Origin of the sequence: Olsenella sp. CU969 (assembly GCF_905219715.1) — a bacterium.
In the GTDB taxonomy this organism is placed as follows: Bacteria; Actinomycetota; Coriobacteriia; order Coriobacteriales; family Atopobiaceae; genus Granulimonas; species Granulimonas faecalis.
The window spans coordinates 1-17311 of the sequence record NZ_CAJMXC010000036.1 but is presented as its reverse complement, the minus strand read 5'-3'; the positions used below and the strand labels follow the sequence as shown (position 1 = coordinate 17311).

Annotated in this window: 18 protein-coding genes; 6 read left to right on the top strand and 12 right to left on the bottom strand. The window is 71.5% G+C overall.

Annotated elements, in window-relative coordinates; genetic code table 11:
- The first annotated feature begins 198 nt into the window (after positions 1–198).
- Positions 199–924 (top strand): C39 family peptidase, encoded by a 726-nt coding sequence (locus tag JX283_RS05100; protein WP_239652473.1) that lies wholly within the window; start codon positions 199–201, stop codon positions 922–924.
- A 237-nt stretch (positions 925–1161) separates the two neighbouring features.
- On the opposite strand, the gene tsaD is transcribed toward JX283_RS05100, so the two are convergent.
- The 12 genes from tsaD to JX283_RS05045 all read right to left on the bottom strand — a co-directional run bounded on the left by tsaD (position 1162) and on the right by JX283_RS05045 (position 13754).
- Positions 1162–3552, bottom strand: a complete 2391-nt coding sequence (gene tsaD / locus JX283_RS05095) for a tRNA (adenosine(37)-N6)-threonylcarbamoyltransferase complex transferase subunit TsaD (protein ID WP_204829614.1) — start codon at positions 3550–3552, stop codon at positions 1162–1164.
- 73 nt (positions 3553–3625) lie between these two features.
- The gene (gene tsaE / locus JX283_RS05090; protein WP_239652472.1) at positions 3626–4171 is read right to left on the bottom strand and encodes a tRNA (adenosine(37)-N6)-threonylcarbamoyltransferase complex ATPase subunit type 1 TsaE; all 546 of its coding nucleotides are present in this window, start codon (positions 4169–4171) and stop codon (positions 3626–3628) included.
- A gap of 2 nt (positions 4172–4173) precedes the next feature.
- A complete protein-coding gene (locus JX283_RS05085; protein ID WP_204829613.1) occupies positions 4174–4818 on the bottom strand; it encodes a uracil-DNA glycosylase in 645 nt (214 codons plus the stop codon).
- A gap of 10 nt (positions 4819–4828) precedes the next feature.
- Positions 4829–5989, bottom strand: coding sequence for an alanine racemase (gene alr / locus JX283_RS05080; protein WP_204829612.1), 1161 nt, complete (start codon positions 5987–5989; stop codon positions 4829–4831).
- A 1-nt stretch (position 5990) separates the two neighbouring features.
- Complete coding sequence (locus JX283_RS08830; protein WP_370583417.1) at positions 5991–6722, bottom strand: NAD(P)H-hydrate dehydratase; 732 nt, start codon at positions 6720–6722, stop codon at positions 5991–5993.
- Positions 6723–6746: 24 nt separating this feature from the next.
- Positions 6747–7616, bottom strand: a complete 870-nt coding sequence (locus JX283_RS08825; protein WP_370583416.1) for an NAD(P)H-hydrate epimerase — start codon at positions 7614–7616, stop codon at positions 6747–6749.
- A 4-nt stretch (positions 7617–7620) separates the two neighbouring features.
- Positions 7621–8163, bottom strand: a complete 543-nt coding sequence (locus JX283_RS05070; protein WP_204829611.1) for a holo-ACP synthase — start codon at positions 8161–8163, stop codon at positions 7621–7623.
- A gap of 3 nt (positions 8164–8166) precedes the next feature.
- A complete protein-coding gene (gene glmS, locus JX283_RS05065; RefSeq protein ID WP_204829610.1) occupies positions 8167–10011 on the bottom strand; it encodes a glutamine--fructose-6-phosphate transaminase (isomerizing) in 1845 nt (614 codons plus the stop codon).
- Positions 10012–10052: 41 nt separating this feature from the next.
- On the bottom strand, positions 10053–11387 hold the full coding sequence (glmM, locus tag JX283_RS05060; protein ID WP_204829609.1) for a phosphoglucosamine mutase: 1335 nt from the start codon (positions 11385–11387) through the stop codon (positions 10053–10055).
- Positions 11388–11530: 143 nt separating this feature from the next.
- Entirely contained in the window at positions 11531–11926 is a 396-nt protein-coding gene (rpsI, locus tag JX283_RS05055; RefSeq protein ID WP_204829608.1) for a 30S ribosomal protein S9, read from the bottom strand.
- 3 nt (positions 11927–11929) lie between these two features.
- Complete coding sequence (gene rplM / locus JX283_RS05050; RefSeq protein WP_135978912.1) at positions 11930–12367, bottom strand: 50S ribosomal protein L13; 438 nt, start codon at positions 12365–12367, stop codon at positions 11930–11932.
- Between the two features lie 508 nt (positions 12368–12875).
- Positions 12876–13754 carry a patatin family protein gene (locus tag JX283_RS05045; protein WP_135978911.1) on the bottom strand — a complete coding sequence of 293 codons (879 nt, stop codon included), beginning with the start codon at positions 13752–13754 and terminating at the stop codon, positions 12876–12878.
- A 95-nt stretch (positions 13755–13849) separates the two neighbouring features.
- On the opposite strand from JX283_RS05045, the gene JX283_RS05040 reads away from it, so the two are divergent.
- The 5 genes from JX283_RS05040 to JX283_RS05020 all read left to right on the top strand — a co-directional run.
- Entirely contained in the window at positions 13850–14095 is a 246-nt protein-coding gene (locus tag JX283_RS05040; protein WP_135978910.1) for a hypothetical protein, read from the top strand.
- A 413-nt stretch (positions 14096–14508) separates the two neighbouring features.
- Entirely contained in the window at positions 14509–14718 is a 210-nt protein-coding gene (locus JX283_RS05035) for a hypothetical protein (RefSeq protein ID WP_204408006.1), read from the top strand.
- 159 nt (positions 14719–14877) lie between these two features.
- Positions 14878–15642 carry a DeoR/GlpR family DNA-binding transcription regulator gene (locus JX283_RS05030; RefSeq protein ID WP_204829607.1) on the top strand — a complete coding sequence of 255 codons (765 nt, stop codon included), beginning with the start codon at positions 14878–14880 and terminating at the stop codon, positions 15640–15642.
- Positions 15643–15671: 29 nt separating this feature from the next.
- On the top strand, positions 15672–16595 hold the full coding sequence (pfkB, locus tag JX283_RS05025; protein WP_204829606.1) for a 1-phosphofructokinase: 924 nt from the start codon (positions 15672–15674) through the stop codon (positions 16593–16595).
- Between the two features lie 263 nt (positions 16596–16858).
- A partial coding sequence (locus tag JX283_RS05020) for a hypothetical protein (protein WP_204829605.1) occupies positions 16859–17311 on the top strand: 453 nt, incomplete at its 3' end.

Below are 17311 nucleotides of genomic sequence, written 5' to 3'. Positions count from 1 at the left end.
CCATGGCTCTCCCCTCTCCCCGCTCCGTTGCCCCCAGTCTAGGGGGACTGCGAGTGCCGGACGGCCCTGTCAGGCCACCGTAAGGAATTCGTAAGCCACCCTTACGGGCTTGTCAGCAAGCGTAAGGCGCCCGTCACGGACTTTCCGGGAGGCAGGGCGGACGATGGGGACACCGAGACGCGACGTGAGGAGGACCCCATGGACACGCGACCCACCACCGTTGCCGCCAACCCCTACCCGGACGAGAGCGNGGCGTTTCCCGCACCGGCGTCCTGGCAGGAACCGCCCCACCGACGCGTGGGCGCCATNNNGCTCATGGTCCTTGCGGCCGTGGTCGCCCTCTGCCTCGTGGCCGTGGCCTTTGGTCTGGCGGGTACGGCGGCGCGGGCGGCGGACGGCTCGTGGGCGAGAGACCCTGCGGGGCAGTGGCGCCAGGGCAGCGTGCCGCGGCTGTACCAGACCGACCCCGCCTGGTCCGGGGAGCCCTACGCCGGGCAGACCGTCGGGGAGGCCGGCTGCGGGCCCACGTGCCTCTCGGCCGTGTACGTGGCGGTCACGGGGCGCGGCGACCTCACGCCGGTGGACGCCGCGCGCCTGTCGGAGCGGGGCGGCCATGTGACCGACGGCCTCACCGCCTGGACCCTCATGGACGAGGGCGCCGCCTCGGTGGGCCTCGCGTCGCGGCCGGTGGCGGCCGACGCCGGCGCCGTGCGGGCGGAGCTGGCCGCAGGCAGGCCCGTCATCGCCTCCATGGGCCCGGGCGACTTCACGAGCAGCGGGCACTTCATCGTGCTCACCGCCGTGGACGACGCCGGGCGCCTGCAGGTCATGGACCCCAACTCGGAGCCGAGGACCGAGCAGCCCTGGAACCTGGAACGCACCCTCTCCCAGGCGCGGGCGCTGTGGTCCTTCTCCAAGGCGTGACAGCGGTGACAGTGGTGTGACAGCGGTGCCTGGCCCATCTGTCACTTCGCATGTTTCTCACTTTATGATATGCCTCCATGCCGGAGGGGCCTGTGGCATGGGTTTTGGCCTCCAGACGCCGAGAAACCCATGCCGTAGCGGCCTCCAGCATGGGCTCTTGGCACCTACCGGGCGAGAATCCCATGCCAAAGCTCGCTTTGGCATGGCCGGGCGGTGAGGCCGGGACAGCAGGCGCCCCTACAGCGACATGTTGGGGTCCCCGTCCATCGACAGCGGGACCAGCCGGCCGGCATGGTAGTCNCGCAGGGCCACCAGNGCGATCATGGCNGCATTNTCGGTGCANGCGTTCATGGGCGGCACGGTCACCCGCACACCCCGCTCGCCCAGGCACACGCGGTAGGCCGTACGCAGGGCCGGGTTGGCCGCGACGCCGCCGCCCACGCAGAAGTCCTCCACGTCGCACTCCTCNACGGCCGTGAGNNCCTTNGCCACCTGCACGTCGANGACGGCGGCCTGGAAGCTCGCGGCGAGGTCGGGCAGGTCGATGGGGCGCCCGGCGGCGTTCTCGGCCTCGATGTGGGTGATCACCGCGGTCTTGAGGCCTGAGAGCGAGAACCGGTAGTCGTGGCTGTGGAGCATGGCCCGCGGGAACGCCACCGCCTTGGGGTCGCCCTGCTCGGCGAGGCGGCTGATCACGGGGCCGCCGGGGTAACCCAGGCCCAGGGCCTTGGCCACCTTGTCGAAGGCCTCCCCCACGGCGTCGTCGATGGTCTCTCCCAACACCTCGTAGTCGCCCCAGCCGCGCACGTGGACGAGCATGGTGTGGCCACCCGAGACGAGGCTCGCCACGAAGGGCGGCTCGAGGTCGGGGGTCTCGAAGAGGTTGGCGTAGAGGTGGCCCTCCAGGTGGTTCACCCCCACGAGGGGGATCCCGGCGGCAGCGGCGAGCCCCTTGGCGAAGGCGATGCCCACCNCGAGGGCGCCCACGAGGCCAGGGCCCTGGGTGACGCCCACGCAGTCGAGGTCGGAGACCAGAAGCGTCTTGCAGCCGAAGTGCGCGCCCGCCTGGGCCATGGCCTCCTCGAAGACGCCCACCACGGCCTCGGTGTGCTTGCGGCTGGCGATCTCGGGCANCACGCCGCCAAAGCGCGCGTGGAAGTCGATCTGGGTGGCCACCACGTTGGCCACGATCTCGCCCGTGCNGTCNANGACGGCCATGGCGGTCTCGTCGCAGGAGCTCTCGATGGACAGCACCAGCGGTTTTGCCGCCTCGACGGCAGCGACAGCCTCGGCCGTGCGGCCCGCGTCGACCATGGGCCAGGGCTCCACGGCGGCCGTGGGGTCGGGCAGGTCGTCGCTGGCGGCGATGGAGAGGGGCAGGGACGCCGTGAGGATGAGGGCGTCGCGGCCGCTGCCGTAGTAGTCGGGGCGCCGGCCGGCCTCGGAGAAGCCCACGGAGCCGTAGAGCGCCCGGGCGGCGGCGTTGTCCTCGAAGACCTCGAGGGACGCCGTGCGGGCGCCGAGCATCTGGCCGTCGTAGGTCACCCGGGCCAGGAGCCTGCGGCCGACGCCCTCCCGGCGCCGGGCCGGGCTCACGCAGACGTCGAGCACCTCGAGGTCGTCGCCGGCCATCTGGGCGCCGGCGAAGCCCACCACCTCGCCCTGGTCGTGGGCCACCCACCAGGTACGGCCCTCGGCCCCCAGCTCCTGGGAGAACATGGCCTCGTTCCACGGAGTGTGCTCGGTGCCGGCGAAGACGGCGTGATCGAGNAGNNCCACCTGGGGCGCGTCGTTCACGCCCATGGGGCGCAGCTGGAGGTGGCGGCCGGCCAGGGCGTCGTCGACGCCGGTGGTGGCCACGGTGGCCGGCTCGGCCATGCCCAGGCGNTNGAGCTCGNGCTCCTCGGCGTCCGAGAGGCGCGTGTACACCGGCAGGACGAGGGCGGGATGGCCGTCGCCCTCCCAGAGGGCGGGGTCGGCCGCGGCCGAGAGGAGCAGCGACTCCCCCGTGGGGTGCCAGAGCGCCTCGGGCAGCACGGCGGTGAGGCCCGCCTCGGCAAAGAGCCCGCGGTACTTCCTGAGACCGTCGCCGGTGAGCTGGATGTCGGCGCCGTCCGCGCGGTCGGCCCACGCCGCCGCGGCGGCCGGTGCCTTCATCACCGTCTCCACCGAGAAGAGCCGCTTGGGTCCCTCGTCGTCCACGCCATAGAGGCCCGGGTAGACCTCGCGGCGCATGGCGTCGCCCACCACGCCCACGAGGCCGCGCACGCCGGCGGCCCAGGCGCGCCAGGCCACGGCGTCCAGGGTGGAGGCGCCCGCCACCGGGCGGTCGAGCCCGCAGCCCAGGCCCTTGGCCGTGGCGATGCCGATGCGCACCCCCGTGAAGGACCCGGGGCCGCGGCCCACCACCACGCGGTCCACGTCGCCCATGGAAAGGCCCGCCTCGTCGAGAAGGCCAAGGCACGTGGGCACGAGCTCCACGTTGGCTTGGCGACGGCACGGACGGTCGCCCGAGGCCAGGACCTCCACGCGCCGGCGGCCGTCGCCAACGCCCACCCGCGCCACGGCACAGGCAAGCTCGTCGGTGGAGGTGTCGAAGGCAAGGACGACGCGGTCTGGTGTGGTCATGGGCAGGTCCTCCAAAGGCTCGGGTTGCACCACGCCATTCTAGTTCCCCGGGACGCCCATGAAGAGACGGGCCTCAGCCGACGGACCCCGCCACCGCCGCGTCCAGGGCCGNNGCGAGCTCCGCGCCCCGCACGCCCGCGCNCCGCACCTCCACGGTCAGGGCCGGCTCGGCGCCGCCCTCCACGGGTGCGCGCGATATGGCCACGTCCAGGCGCTCGTCGCCGAGGTCGTCGGCAAAGGCCTCGCCCCACTCCACCAGGCTCGCCCCCTCCACGCCGGCGACGTCGAGCACGCCGGCGTCGCCCAGCTGGTCGGCGTTGTCCAGGCGGTAGAGGTCGAAGTGGTAGAGGTCCAGGGTCTCGCCCCGGTGGACGGCCATGATGTTGAACGTGGGGCTCGTGACGTCGTCGGTGCAGCCCAAGGCCCGGGCCACCCCCTTGGTGAGCTGGGTCTTGCCGGCCCCGAGGTCGCCCGTGAGGATCACAAGGTCGCCCTCGCCGAGAAGGGCCCCCAGAAGCTCCCCCAGGGCCTGGGTGGCCTCGGCCGAGGTGGAGGCGTAGCGGCCCTCCCCGGTGCGGGTGAGGCCGTCCATGGCGGTATCGTCGCAGGTGACTCCCATCGTCACTCCTCCCCCACGGGGACGCCGCCCGCCGCGGGGGCAGGGGCGGCCGGGTGCTCGGCCAGCCATTGGCCGAGGAGCGCGAAGTCGGCCTCGAGGCTCGCCTGCTTGGTGCGGTCGTAGATGGCCGCGGCGGGGTGGAACACCGGCAGCACGTGGAAGTGCCCCGTCTCGTAGAAGCGGCCGCGGAGCGACGTGATGCCCTNCTCGGTACGCAGGATGAACCTCGTGGCAAAGTTGCCCAGGCACACGATGACGTCGGGCCAGACGCTACGGATCTGCTCCCGCAAAAACGGGCTGCACTCCGCGATCTCCTCGGGCCGCGGGTCGCGGTTGGAGGGCGGGCGGCACTTGAGGACGTTGCAGATGTAGACCTCATCGCGCCTGAGGCCGGCGATCTCGAGCAGGGCGTCGAGCTTCTTGCCGGCGGCACCCACGAAGGGCACGCCGGAGAGGTCCTCGTTCTNGCCCGNGGCCTCGCCNACGATGACCACGCGGGCGTAGGCGTCACCGTCGCCGAACACGATGTTCGTGCGCGTCTCGCAGAGCGGGCACCTGCGGCAGTCGCCGAGGAGGTCGCGCACGGCCGACAGCGGCACCTCGCCGGGGNGNTGATTCTCGTAACCCGGGATCTTGAGCATGGCCATGGCTGCCCCCTTAGACGTAGACCTTCTCGAGCCTGAGGCCGAAGTCGCAGACGACCTCGTAGTTGATGGTGCCCGACAGCTCGGCGAGCTCCTCGGCCGTTATCTCCTCGTCGCCGTCCACACCCATGAGGGTGACGAGGTCGCCCTCCTCCACGGGGCCGCAGGGGCGGTACNGCCGCACCTGGTTGACCTCCACGGCGAACATGCACTGGTCCATGCAGACGTTGCCCACCTGGCGGTGGCGCCGGCCGCGGCAGAGCACCTCGGCGCGGTTGGAGAGGATGCGCCCGTAGCCGTCGGCGTAGCCGACGGGAATCGTGGCCACCTGCACCGAGGAGGTGGTCACGCGCCAGGTCATGCCGTAGGAGACCCCCGTACCCACCGGCGGCCAGCCGCAGCGGGTGACCCGGGCGCGCACGGCCATGGCCGGTTCGAGGTCGATGTGGTCGCGGCTGGGCTCGCAGGGGTGCAGGCCGTAGAGGCCGATACCCACGCGCACCATGTCGTAGTGGGTGTCCTTGTGGAGCACCACCGAGGGGGTGTTGTCGNAGTGAACGAGGCCCGGGTCGAACCCGGCGTCGCGCAGGGCCGCCACAGCCTCGTCGAAGTGGCTGCGTTGGAGCTCCCAGTCCCAGTCGCCCGGCACGTCCGCCGTGGCGAAGTGCGTGAAGGTGCCGGCGCACACGAGACCGGAGTGGAAGTCCACGGCGCGCCGGAACTCCACGGCCTCGGCCCAGGGCACGCCTATGCGCGGCATGCCGGTGTCCAGCGCCAGGTGGTAGGCCCCCTGGCCGCCGCCGGCCGCGGCGTACTCGCCAAAGGCCAGGGCGAACTCCGTGGTGTAGACCGAGGGCATGAGGTCGTAGGCGAGGAGGTCGGGGATGGCCGTGGCAGGGGGCTGCGAGAGGACGAGGATAGGCTTGGAGACCTCGGCCTCGCGCAGGGCGATGCCCTCGCGCACCGTGGCCACGGCGAAGGCGTCGGCGCCGGACGCGGCCATGAGGGGGGCGCACACGGCGGCACCGTGGCCGTAGGCGTCGGCCTTCACCACGCACATGAGCTTGACGCCCCGTGCGAGGCGCTTCTTGTACTCGCGGGTGTTGTGACGGATGGCGGAGCGGCTCACCTCCACCCAGGCCCAGCGGGTGTCGGGGCAGCGGCTCTCNGCCACCTCACTCACCTTCCTCGGGCGACACNCCGGCGGNGGCCAGCGAGACCTGCTCCTCCATGGCGTCGAGGGCGAGGCCGAGGTTGCCGATGAGGTCGGAGGCCATCACGCCGCGGCTGCCGTGGGCCTCGGCGGCGAGGTTGGCGGCGAACCCGTGGACCTCGNAGGCGAAGGCGCANACGAGGGGGAGCACGTCGTTCTCCACGACGCCGCGGGCGAGGAGCNCCGCCATGATGCCGCCGAGCACGTCGCCGGAACCGGCGGTGGCCAGGCACGCAGGGCCGGGTTTGGGGAGCAGGGCGATCTCGACGCCCACGCAGCCCGTGGACTCGCCCTTGGCCACCACGCAGATGTCGGAGCCGCCGTCGGCCCAGACGATGCGGCGAGCGGCCTCGAGGGCGGCGGTGAGGGAGCTGGGCGGCTCGCCGGGCTGGCCCACGAGGCGGCCGAGCTCCCGGCGGTGCGGGGTGAGCACGAGCGGCGCCTCGCGGCGGATGAGCTCGGGGAAGTTGTCCAGGCGGTTCGTGGTCATGCGAGACAGCGCNTTGAGGGCGTCGGCGTCGAGCACGAGGGGGACGTCGCACTCGAGGAGCGACGAGACCACCGAGACGGTGTCGGCGCACACGCCCATGCCGGNGCCGCAGAGCACGCAGCTGCGCTGCTCGGCCATCTTGACGATCTCNGTGCGGGCGNCGGCCGAGAACATCCCCTCCTCGTTGGTGGGGAGCCCCACCACGGGGATCTCGAGGAGGTGGGTGCGTCACACCGTGGCGATGCGGTCGGGNACCACGAGGGTGACGTAGCCGGCACCGGAGCGGGCGGCCGCCATGGNGGCCATGACGGCGGCGCCGGGGAAGCGCGTGGAGCCGCCCACCACGAGGACGGAGCCACGGGAGTACTTGTCGACGTCGGCCGTGGGCTCCCGGAGGGTCTCGAGGTAGTCGGCCGTGTCGCAGCGCCAGGCCACCGGGTCGGCCTCCACCACGAGGCGCTCGGCCTGCTCGGCGAGGGGCGCGAGCACGATGGCGCCGCAGACGTCGCGGCCGCGGCCCGAGAGCAGGCCCGGCTTGAGGCAGATCATGGTCACCGTGGTGTCGGCGAAGACGGCGCCGCCCGGGGCGTGGCCGGTCTGGGCCGAGAGGCCGCTCGGCACGTCCACGGCCACCACGTGGGCGCCGCTGGCGTTGACCGCGTCGATCCAGATGTCGAAGGGCGCGGCAGGCTCGCCGTGGAACCCGGTGCCGAGCAGGGCGTCCACCACCACGGCCGCCTGGGCCAGGTGGGCGTCGAGCTCGTCGCGGCTGGGGGCCACGAAGAACGGCACGCCGGCGTTCACGGCCGACTGGGCGACCATGAGGGCGAGGGGGCTCTTGAGGGACTCGGGCTCCACGGGGGTCATGACCTCCACCTGGGCACCGGCCTTGGCCATGAGCTCGGCCGCCACCCAGCCGTCGCCGCCGTTGTTGCCGGTGCCGCAGAGCACCACCACAGGCCCGAGGTTGCCGAGGTCGAGCACCTCCTGGGCCACGGCGTGGCCGGCACGGCGCATGAGTTCGGCGAGGCTCACACCCTCCAGCGTGAGGTCCTGCTCGACCTTGCGGACGTCTTCGACGTTGAGAACCGGTTGCATGGGATCAGACCTCCTCGGGGCCCGCGGGCGCGGGCTGGGCCGCCTGGGCGGCCTTCCATTCTGTCTCCTGGACGCGCTCCAGGTCGTCGAGGACCGAGCGCGCCTCCTTGAACGAGCGGGTGAGCTCGGCCGCCGGGTCGGGCCGCTCCTCCTTGGGAGGGCGGGCGTCCTCGGTCACCGCCACGGCGATGGCCTGGGCCACGTCGCGGGTGTGGGAGAGCGAGAGCGCCACCTCCACGACGCCCCGCTCGGCGGCCAGCCGGGCGGCGGCGCCGGCGAGGCGCGCCTTGGGGGGGCCGGTGCGCGGGTCGGGCACCACCGAGACGTCGGCGAGGCCCATGCCCGCAAAGCCGCAGCCCAAGGCCTTGAGCACGGCCTCGCGGGCCGCGAAGCGCGCGGCGTACGACTCCGCGGGCCGGGCCCGGCCGTCGCAGTAGGCGCGCTCCTCGGCCGTGAACACCCGCTCCCTGAACCGGGGCGTGCGCTCCAGCACCCGCTCCATGCGGGCGATCTCGACCATGTCGACCCCGACGCCGGCGCAGGCCACGGCCTACTCCACCGTGACCGACTTGGCGAGGTTGCGCGGCTTGTCCACGTCGCAGCCGCGGGCCAGCGCCACGTAGCGGGCCAGCATCTGCAGGTGCACCACGGCGACGATGGGCACGTAGTACTCGGGCGCCGGCGGGATCATGAGCAGGTAGTCGGAGAGCTGGGCGATCTTCTGGTCGCCGTCCGTNGCCACCGACACCACCACGGCGCCGCGGGCCTTGACCTCCTGGATGTTGGAGATGGTCTTATAGCGCACACGGTCGTCCGGGCAGATGACCACCACGGGAAAGCCCGGGTCGATGAGGGCGATGGGGCCGTGCTTCATCTCGCCCGCCGGATAGGCCTCGGCATGGAGGTAGCTGATCTCCTTGAGCTTGAGTGCGCCCACGGCGGCCGTGGTGGAGTTGAGCCCGCGGCCCAGGAACAGCGACGACCCGGCGCCGATGAAGGCGTGGGCCGCGGCCTCGTCCTGCCACGCGCGGGCGAGCACCTCGCGGATGAGGCCGGGCACGCGCTCGAGCTCGCGGAAGCGGCGGGAGACCTCGCGGTAGCCGAGGGAGCCGTTGCGCTGGGCGAGGAACAGGGCCACGAGCACGGAGGCCACCATCTGGGCCGTGTAGGCCTTGGTGGAGGCCACGGCCACCTCGGGGCCGGCCTGCACATAGAGAACACCGTCGGCCTCGCGGGCGGCGGATGAGCCGATGACGTTGGTCACGGCGAGCACCTTGGCGCCGGCGGCGTGCATCTTGCGGGCGCTGGCAAGGGTGTCGGCCGTCTCGCCGGACTGGGTGATGATGATGCAGAGGGTGTGGTCGGAGANCAGCACNTCCTCGTAGTTGAACTCGCTGGCGGGCTCCACCGAGACCGGGNTGCGCGCCCACGACTCGATGAGGGAGCGGGCAATGAGGCCCACGTGGTAGGAGGTGCCGCAGGCCACGATGTAGACGCGGTCGATGGCGGCGATCTCGGCGTCGGTCATCTCGAGCTCGTCGAGGCGGATGCCCTTGGGCGTGAGGCGGTCCTTGAGGAGGCGCTCGATGGCCTCGGGCTGCTCGGCGATCTCCTTGGCCATGAAGTCGGGGTAGTCGCCCATGGCGGCGGCGCCGGCATCCCAGTCGATGTCGAAGGAGTCGGGGCTTGCGCAGACGGAGAGGTCGCTCTCGAAGACCTCGACGGTGCCGTCGGGCGAGAGGCGCGCGAGCTGGCCGTCGTCCAGGTTGACCACGTGGTTGGTGATGCCGGCGAGGGCCGTGACGTCNGAGGCGGCATAGGCGCCGTCGTCGGTGGAGGCGAGCACCAGGGGCGAGCCCTTGCGGGCGCAGACGATGGTGCCGGGGTCCGCGGCGTCCACGAGGGCCATGGCCCAGGAGCCCTCGAGGCGCGAGCAGGCCAGGGAGACGGCCGTGAGCAGGTCGCCCTCCGCGGGGCCGGCCAGGGCGTCCTCCACCAGGTGGGCGATCACCTCGGAGTCGGTNTGGGAGCGGAACGTGTGGCCTGCCCGGGAGAGCTCCTCCTGGAGGGCCTGGTAGTTCTCCACGATGCCGTTGTGCACCACGGAGAGGGTGCCGNCNCAGTCCTGATGCGGGTGCGCGTTGGCGTCGCTCGGCTCGCCGTGGGTGGCCCAGCGGGTGTGGGCGATGCCGCAGGTGGAGGCGGTGTCGAACCGCTCGCAGAGCTCGGCGAGGGCGGCCACGCGGCCCTTGCACTTGATCTGGAGGATGTCGTCCTGGGGCGTCACGAGCGCCACGCCCGCGGAGTCGTAGCCGCGGTACTCGAGGGTGGTCAGGCCGTCGATGAGGAAGGGCAGCGCCTGACGCGCGCCGGTGTAGCCAACGATGCCGCACATGACAGGTCTCCTTTGGTCTGGTTTGCGGGGGACGGCCCCGTCTAGGCGAGGGCNCNGNTNACGTCGGCCACGGACTCGGCGAGCTCGGCGGCGAGGTCCTCGGTCTCGGCCTCCACCATGACGCGCACGAGGGGCTCGGTGCCGCTGGCGCGCACGAGGATGCGGCCGTTGCCGGCCAGGCGCTCCTCGGCGGCGGCCACGGCGGCCGTCACGGAGCCGTCACCCATGGCGGCGTCCTTGTCCCCCACGGTGACGTTCACGAGCTTCTGGGGGAACAGGCGCACGGGGCGCACGAGCTCGGCCAGGGTCTCGCGCTCGGCGCGGATGACCTCCATGACCCGGAGGCTCGTCATGATGCCGTCGCCGGTCTTCTCGATGTCGCCGAAGATGATGTGGCCGGACTGCTCGCCGCCGAGGGAGTAGCCGTTCTCGCGCATGCAGGCAAAGACGTTCTTGTCGCCCACCGCGGTGGTCTCGTAGTTGAGCTGGGCGATCTCCAGAGCCTTGAGGAACCCGAAGTTGCTCATGACCGTGGGCACCACGGTGCCGCCGGCCAGGCGGCCGTGCTTGTTGAGGTACTTGCCGCACACATAGAGGATGAGGTCGCCGTCCACCACGCGGCCGCGGTCGTCCACGGCCAGGCAGCGGTCGGCGTCGCCGTCGTAGGCGAAGCCCACGTCGAGGCCCTGCTCCACCACGAGGCGCTGGAGGCGCTCGATGTGCGTGGAGCCGCAGTCGACGTTGATGTTGAAGCCGTCGGGGGCNTTGTTGATCACGCGNACGTCGGCGCCGAGGGCGTCGAACACGGGCTTGGCCACGGAGGAGGCGGCGCCGTTGGCGCAGTCAAGGCCCACCTTGACGCCCTGGAGCGAGAAGTTGGCGCTGGCGATGAGGTGCGCGATGTAGCGGTTGCGGCCCTGCATGTAGTCCACGGTGCAGCCGATCTCGTTGCCGGTGGCCAGCGGGATCTCGAACTCGTCGTCGATGTAGGCCTCCACGCGCTCGAGCACGGCCTCGTCCATCTTGAAGCCCTCGCGGTTGACGAGCTTGATGCCGTTGTCGGTGAAGGGGTTGTGGGACGCGGTGATCATGATGCCGCAGTCGAAGCTGCCGTCNACCACCTCGTAGCACACGCCCGGGGTGGGGATGACGTGGAGCATGTANACGTCGGCGCCGNAGGCCACGAGGCCGGAGATGAGCGCCGCCTCGAACATGTAGCTGGAGCGGCGGGTGTCCTTGCCGATGACCACGCGGGCCTTGCGGCCCTGCTCGAGGCCGTAGTGCCAGCCCACGTACCGGCCGATCTTGAAGGCCTGGTCGACGTTGAGGCCCTCGTTGGCCCTTCCTCGGAAGCCGTCGGTGCCGAAGTACTTCATCTGCTATCTCCTTTTTAGCTGCTTTCAGCGGATGAGCGCGATGTGGGTGACGCCTCGCCTAATCGTAGCGAACGAAAAGGGGCCCGTCGCGGACGACGGGCCCCCACAGGACAATCTTCGTGGCGACTGCGCAGATGCCAGGCTTAACGCTTGGAGAACTGCGGGCGCTTGCGGGCCTTCTTGAGGCCGTACTTCTTGCGCTCGACGGCACGGGCGTCACGGGTGAGGAAGCCGGCCTTCTTGAGCTCGGGACGGTAGTCGCCGGCCTCGAGAAGGGCGCGGGCGACGCCGAGACGCACGGCGCCGGACTGGCCGGAGATGCCGCCGCCGTCGCACTTGGCGAGGACGTCGANGCGGCCCTGGGTATCGGTCACGCGGAAGGGGGCGAGGGCGGCGTCGACCAGGTGCTGGCGGCCGAAGTAGGCCAGGGCGTCCTTGCCGTTGACGATGAACTTGCCGGTGCCCGGGATCAGGCGCACGCGGGCCACGGCCTCCTTGCGGCGGCCGGTGCCGTAGTAAACAACAGTGTTCTCAGCCATGGGTTAGCCCTCCAGCTCGATCTTGACGGGGTTCTGGGCCTCGTGGGGGTGCTCAGGGCCGGCGTAGACCTTGAGCTTGCCGAACTGCTGGCGACCCAGGGTGGTCTTGGGGAGCATGCCCTTGACGGCGTGCTCGATGACGCGCTCGGGGTGCTTGGCCATGGCCTCCTCGAACGACTCCGTCTTGAGACCGCCGAGCCAGCCAGAGTAGCGCCAATAGCTCTTCTGGGCGGCCTTGTTGCCGGTAAGCTGGACCTTATCGGCGTTGATGACGATCACGAAATCGCCGGTGTCGACGTGCGGGGTGTACTGCGGCTTGTTCTTGCCGCGCAGGATCGTGGCGATCTGCGTGGCGAGACGGCCGAGGACGGCACCGTCAGCGTCGATGAGGACCCACTTGCGGGCGACCTCGCCGGGCTTGGCGTACTTGGTCGACTTCATGCTACGAACTCCTCCATGCATTGGTGGTACGTGTTCTTTTACGAGGTTACGGGGCTCAGCAAAAGAAGCTTGTCGATTGTACACGAACGGCCCGGAAAAGCGCCGGTAGTTTGGGCTTTCTCCACAGGTGGGCCACGGCGCCCCGCGACAAGGGCCTCAGGGCCCGGCTGAGGGGCGTCCCCGAGGGGTTCCGCACGGGGGCGGGACCGTGGCGCCCCCGCCCCCTCCAGGGGCCCCGTGGCGCACATGCCTTTTAGAGTGCGCCCCGCAAGGGGATTCTGCGGCAAGGCGGCCTTGGAGGGCGCCTCCCGGCCGCAACCGGCCGTTGCAGGGTGGCCCGANCGCCCCGCAGCGGCCTGTTGGGACAGGCCCCTCCCGCAGGGCGCCCCTGGAGGGGGGGCGTCGGCGGGCGCCCCGGGGCGGGCATCGCACGGCATAGACCATCGAACATGCGAAGTGACAGATGGGCCAGGCGCCGCTGTCACGCCGGGCTCCGGGTCGCGGGGGCCTAGTGGAAGGTGGGGTTTCCCTCCCACCCCAGCGACTGCAGGAGCGCGGCGGCCATGCGGCGGCCGTCCACGTAGAGCTCCAGGAGCTTGGTGCCGTCCTCCTCCATGAGGGCGAGTTCCACCGGGGCGGAGGGGGCCACCACGTGGGCCACGCCCTCGGCCTCGAGCTCGAAGACATGGTCCAGCTGAGCGTTGTAGCGGGCGCCGCGGGTCTCCAGGGCCTCGAGGTAGTAGGGGTAGTCGCCGTAGAGGCGGCGCGCCACGCCCATGAGGGAGTAGGCCTCGGACTTGCGGTAGCCGCGGTGCTGGGTGAGCACCACCACGAGCTCGTCGGCGCCGTCGGCCAGGGCCCGCTCCACCGGCACAGAGTCGCAGGTGCCGCCGTCGAGGAGCCGACGCCCGTCGTAGGCGACCACCTCGGAGAGGCACGGGAGCGAGGAGGAGGCCATGACGGCGTCCATCTGCGCGGGGAGGTCGGCCACCTCGAGGTAGGCCGCCGTGCCGAACGTGAGGTCGGAGGCCACGACGGTGAAGGGGACGGGGTCGGCGTTGAAGGCGGCGCAATCAAAGGGGTCCATGCGCGTGTTGACCGTATCGTAGAGGAACTCGCGCCCGGTGACGTTGCCGGTGAGGGCGAGGCTCCGGAGGCTCATGAACGCGGGGTTGTCGCGGGCGGCCAGCGTGTCGCGGCAGAACCGGCCGACCTGCCCCGCCTTGAAGTTGGCGCCGTTGATGGCGCCGGCGGACACGCCGTAGATGTGGCTGAAGCCGCGGAAGCCCTGCTCGAGGAAGACGTCGAGCACGCCGGCCGTGAACATGCCGCGCATCCCGCCGCCCTCGAGCACGAGGGCGACCCTCTTGTCGGTGTCCTGCTCCATCGCACGCCCCTCCCGCCGGGTTCCCGCCGTATTGGGTCAGGATACCCCGTCGGGGGCGGGAGGCAACGGGGGCCGGGCCGTCCAGGAAGTTGTCGATGACCGCGATCTGGGTCTGCGGGGCGCTCGAGCGGGCGCGCTCGGAAAGGATGCGCTGGCAGACCACGATGGCGGCGTCCTCGGTGTTGGAGATGACCACAGCCTCGGCGGTGCCCAGCTGGGAGCGCAGGTCCTCGGCCGCCTCGTCGGCGGCGGCAGGGGCCGTGGCCCGCAGCATGGGCGCGGCGACGGCGAACGAGACGCCGGCGGAGATGGCCACGCCCGCGATGGTGGGCAGCATATAGGCCACGGGCGTCATGGACAGGTACGCGATGNTGGATCCCGGGGACGCGGGTGCCACAAGGCCGCAGCCGGTCATGGAGAACCAGGCGACGGCGGCGGCGGAGCCGGCGATGGGGGCAACGATGAGCTTGGGGTTGGACAGCACGTAGGGGAAGTAGATCTCGTGGATGCCGCCGAAGAAGTGGATGATCACNGCGCCGGGAGCGGNCCGCCTGGCCTTGACGTCGCGGGAGAACAGGCAGTAGGCCAGGAGCACGCCGGGGCCAGGGTTGCTCTCGGGCATGTACATGATCGAGCGCCCCATGATGGCGGCCTGCNCGGCCCCGATGGGGCTCNGGGTGCCATGGTTGATGNCGTTGTTGAGGAACAGAATCTTGGCCGGCTCGATGAAGNCGGCCAGAAGCGGCAGAAGACCGTGGTTCACCCGCACGGAGACGCCGGCGGCAAGAAGCTCATCTACACGCACGTGAGCATGCCGCTCACCGCCATCGACGACTTCCGCGGCCTCGCCGTGGAGGACCCGCGCTTCGGCGAGTTGGCCGCCATCGTGGAGGCCAACAACGGCCTGTGGTGCGCCGCCGCCGAGCGCTACCTGCTGGACAACTGGGATCCCATCGACGACTGATCCCCGGGTCCCTGAGAGCCCCACAGGGCCGCCCCCTGGCGACCCTGTGGGGCTTTTCAGTCAGCCTCGCCCGTCGCCGCACCCCCTTGCGAAACGATGGTATTTTCCTTTTGGAACGACAATTGCCGAGACCGAGGGGGCGGTGTGAGGGAGCGACCCATGACCCAGGAGATGNACCATCGGCGGGAGCGCATCGTCGAGCTCGTCAACCGCCAGGGCAGCGTCTCGTTCGCCCAGGTGAAGCAGGAGCTGCCCGGGGTCAGCGAGATGACACTGCGCACCGACCTCAAGGCCCTGGACGCCGAGCGCCGTATCGTACGCATCCACGGCGGGGCGCGCTCCGTGGGCTACGTGGTGGGCACCGACGACCTGCTCGACCGCCGCACGGTGCGCAACGTCGAGGCCAAGGAGGCCATCGCCGCCAANGCCGTGGCNCNCGTGCGCCCGGACAGCTGCATCTGCATCGACTCCGGCTCCACCACCACGGCGCTCGCGGCCCGCATCCCCGACGAGCGGCTGCTCGCCTTCACCAACAGCCTCACGGTGGCCGGCGAGCTCGCCCGTCTCGCGAACCCCCAGACCCATGTGTTCGGAGGCACCCTCAACCNCTTCTCCCGCTGCATGAACGGCAGCGCCGTGGTGGAGGCCGTGCGCGACGCGCACTTCGACACGTTCTTCTTCGGCGTCACCAACTACAGCGACTCCATGGGCTTCACCTGCGGCTCGGAGGAGGAGGCCCGGTTCAAGCGGGCCTGCATCGAGCAGGCGGACACCGTGGTGGCCCTCATGGACGGCTCCAAGGTGGGCNCCCGGGGGACCTTCCGCATCTGCGGCCTCGACGCCGTGGACGCGGTGGTGGGCGACGACGGCCTGCCCGCCGGTTTCCGCGAGGCATGCTCCGAGCACGGGGTCGACGTCCTCTGACACGGCACACAGACCAGAAGGGATTGGCCATGATCTACACCGTCACGCTCAACCCGGCCCTCGACNAGACCNTCTACGTGGACGGGTTCGCCGTCGACGAGGTCAACCGCGTNCGGTCCCTGCGCGAGGACCCGGGCGGCAAGGNCATCAACGTCACCAAGGTGGTGNNCGCCCTCGGCGGGTNGTNCCGCGCNCTGGCCCTNCTCGGCGGGTCGGTGGGCCGCCGCATCCAGGACATGCTCGCCGCCGCCTCCATCGACTGCTGGGCCTTCGAGGTCCCGGGCGAGACCCGCACCAACACCAAGGTGGTGGACGAGGAGCTGCACACCAACACCGACATCAACGAGCCCGGCCCCACCGTCACCGCCNCCGNCNTCTCCGCCATGCTCGACGCCCTCGTGGACATCGTGGGGGAGGGCGACATCGTGGTGCTCTCCGGCAGCCTGCCCGCCGGCGCCCCGGCCGACACGTACCGCACCTGGGTGGGGGCCTGCCGCGACGCCGGCGCCCGCGTGTTCCTCGACGCCTCCGGTGGCGCCTTCGAGCTGGGCCTCGAGGCCAAGCCGTACCTGGTGAAGCCCAACGAGGTGGAGCTGGGCGCCATGCTCGGCCGCGACCTCGACACCGACGAGAAGGTCGTGGAGGCCGCGCGGGAGCTCGTGGCAGGCGGCATCGAGCGCGTGGTGGTCTCCCGCGGTGGCGACGGCGCGGTCTTCGTGGACGCCGACGGCGCCACCGTGGTGTGCTCGCCCAAGGTCAAGGTGGCCTCCACCGTGGGCTGCGGCGACTCCGTGGTGGCGGCGCTGGCGCTGGGCTGCGACCGCGGCATGGACACCCGCGACGTCATGGTGCTCGCCATGGCCACCGGCTCCGCCAACGCCATGCAGTCCGGCACCCAGCCGGCGCCGCTGGACCTCGTGGAATCGCTCAAGGGCGACGTGAGCTTCGCCTAGGGTCCCCCGGTACGCCCTCTCGGCAGGCATCTCTCTCGGCACCTGAACGCGATCGAGGGCGACCGTCTCCCCACCTGAACGCNGTTGGGGGCGGATTCGCGGGTCGACGAGACCCGGGAGCCGCCCCCATTCGCGTTCAGGTGGAGAAGGGGGAAAGGGCGCGCGACTTGGGTGCAGGGCGCGCGGCGGGCGGCGCAGGCCGGGCGGTGTGGTGTGCGCTACCCTACTGAGGTCCGCACCCACCGCCGAGGAGAGAGGCGCCCGTGGCCGCCATGCCCGTCGACAGGACCATGAACCACGCCGTCGCGCTGACGCGCGGCATCGCCGCGCAGTTCCTCTCCCCCGCCCTGGAGCCCTACGCGCCCGCCTTCCTGGCCGCCCTCTGCCTCGCCTGCCTCCTCGACCTCGCCCGGCCCCGCTGGCGCGACGCCGTGACGGCCGCGGCCCTCGCGCTCCTCGCCCTCTGGGGGCCCTTCGCGGCCTTCGGCCCCCTCGTCGCGGCCCTCGCCGCCTCGAGCCGCCGCCGATGGGTGCGCCTGGCGTGGCTGGCACCCGCCGCGGTGTCGCTCGCCCCCATGGGGCCCACGGCGGCCGCCGGGCTCGCCCTGCTGGAGGCCGTGGCCTTCACCCTCGCGGTGCGCAGCGAGGCCTCGGCCGCCGAGCGCGTCGCCCTCACGGCCCTGCGCGACGGCCTCCGGGAGCGCGTGATCGCCCTC

Coding starts and splice junctions, on each gene's coding strand:
- rplM (WP_135978912.1), bottom strand. CDS start 12,367: ATGAAGTCGACCAAGTACGCCAAGCCCGGCGAGGTCGCCCGCAAGTGG.
- JX283_RS05045 (WP_135978911.1), bottom strand. CDS start 13,754: ATGGAGCAGGACACCGACAAGAGGGTCGCCCTCGTGCTCGAGGGCGGC.
- JX283_RS05040 (WP_135978910.1), top strand. CDS start 13,850: ATGACCGCGATCTGGGTCTGCGGGGCGCTCGAGCGGGCGCGCTCGGAA.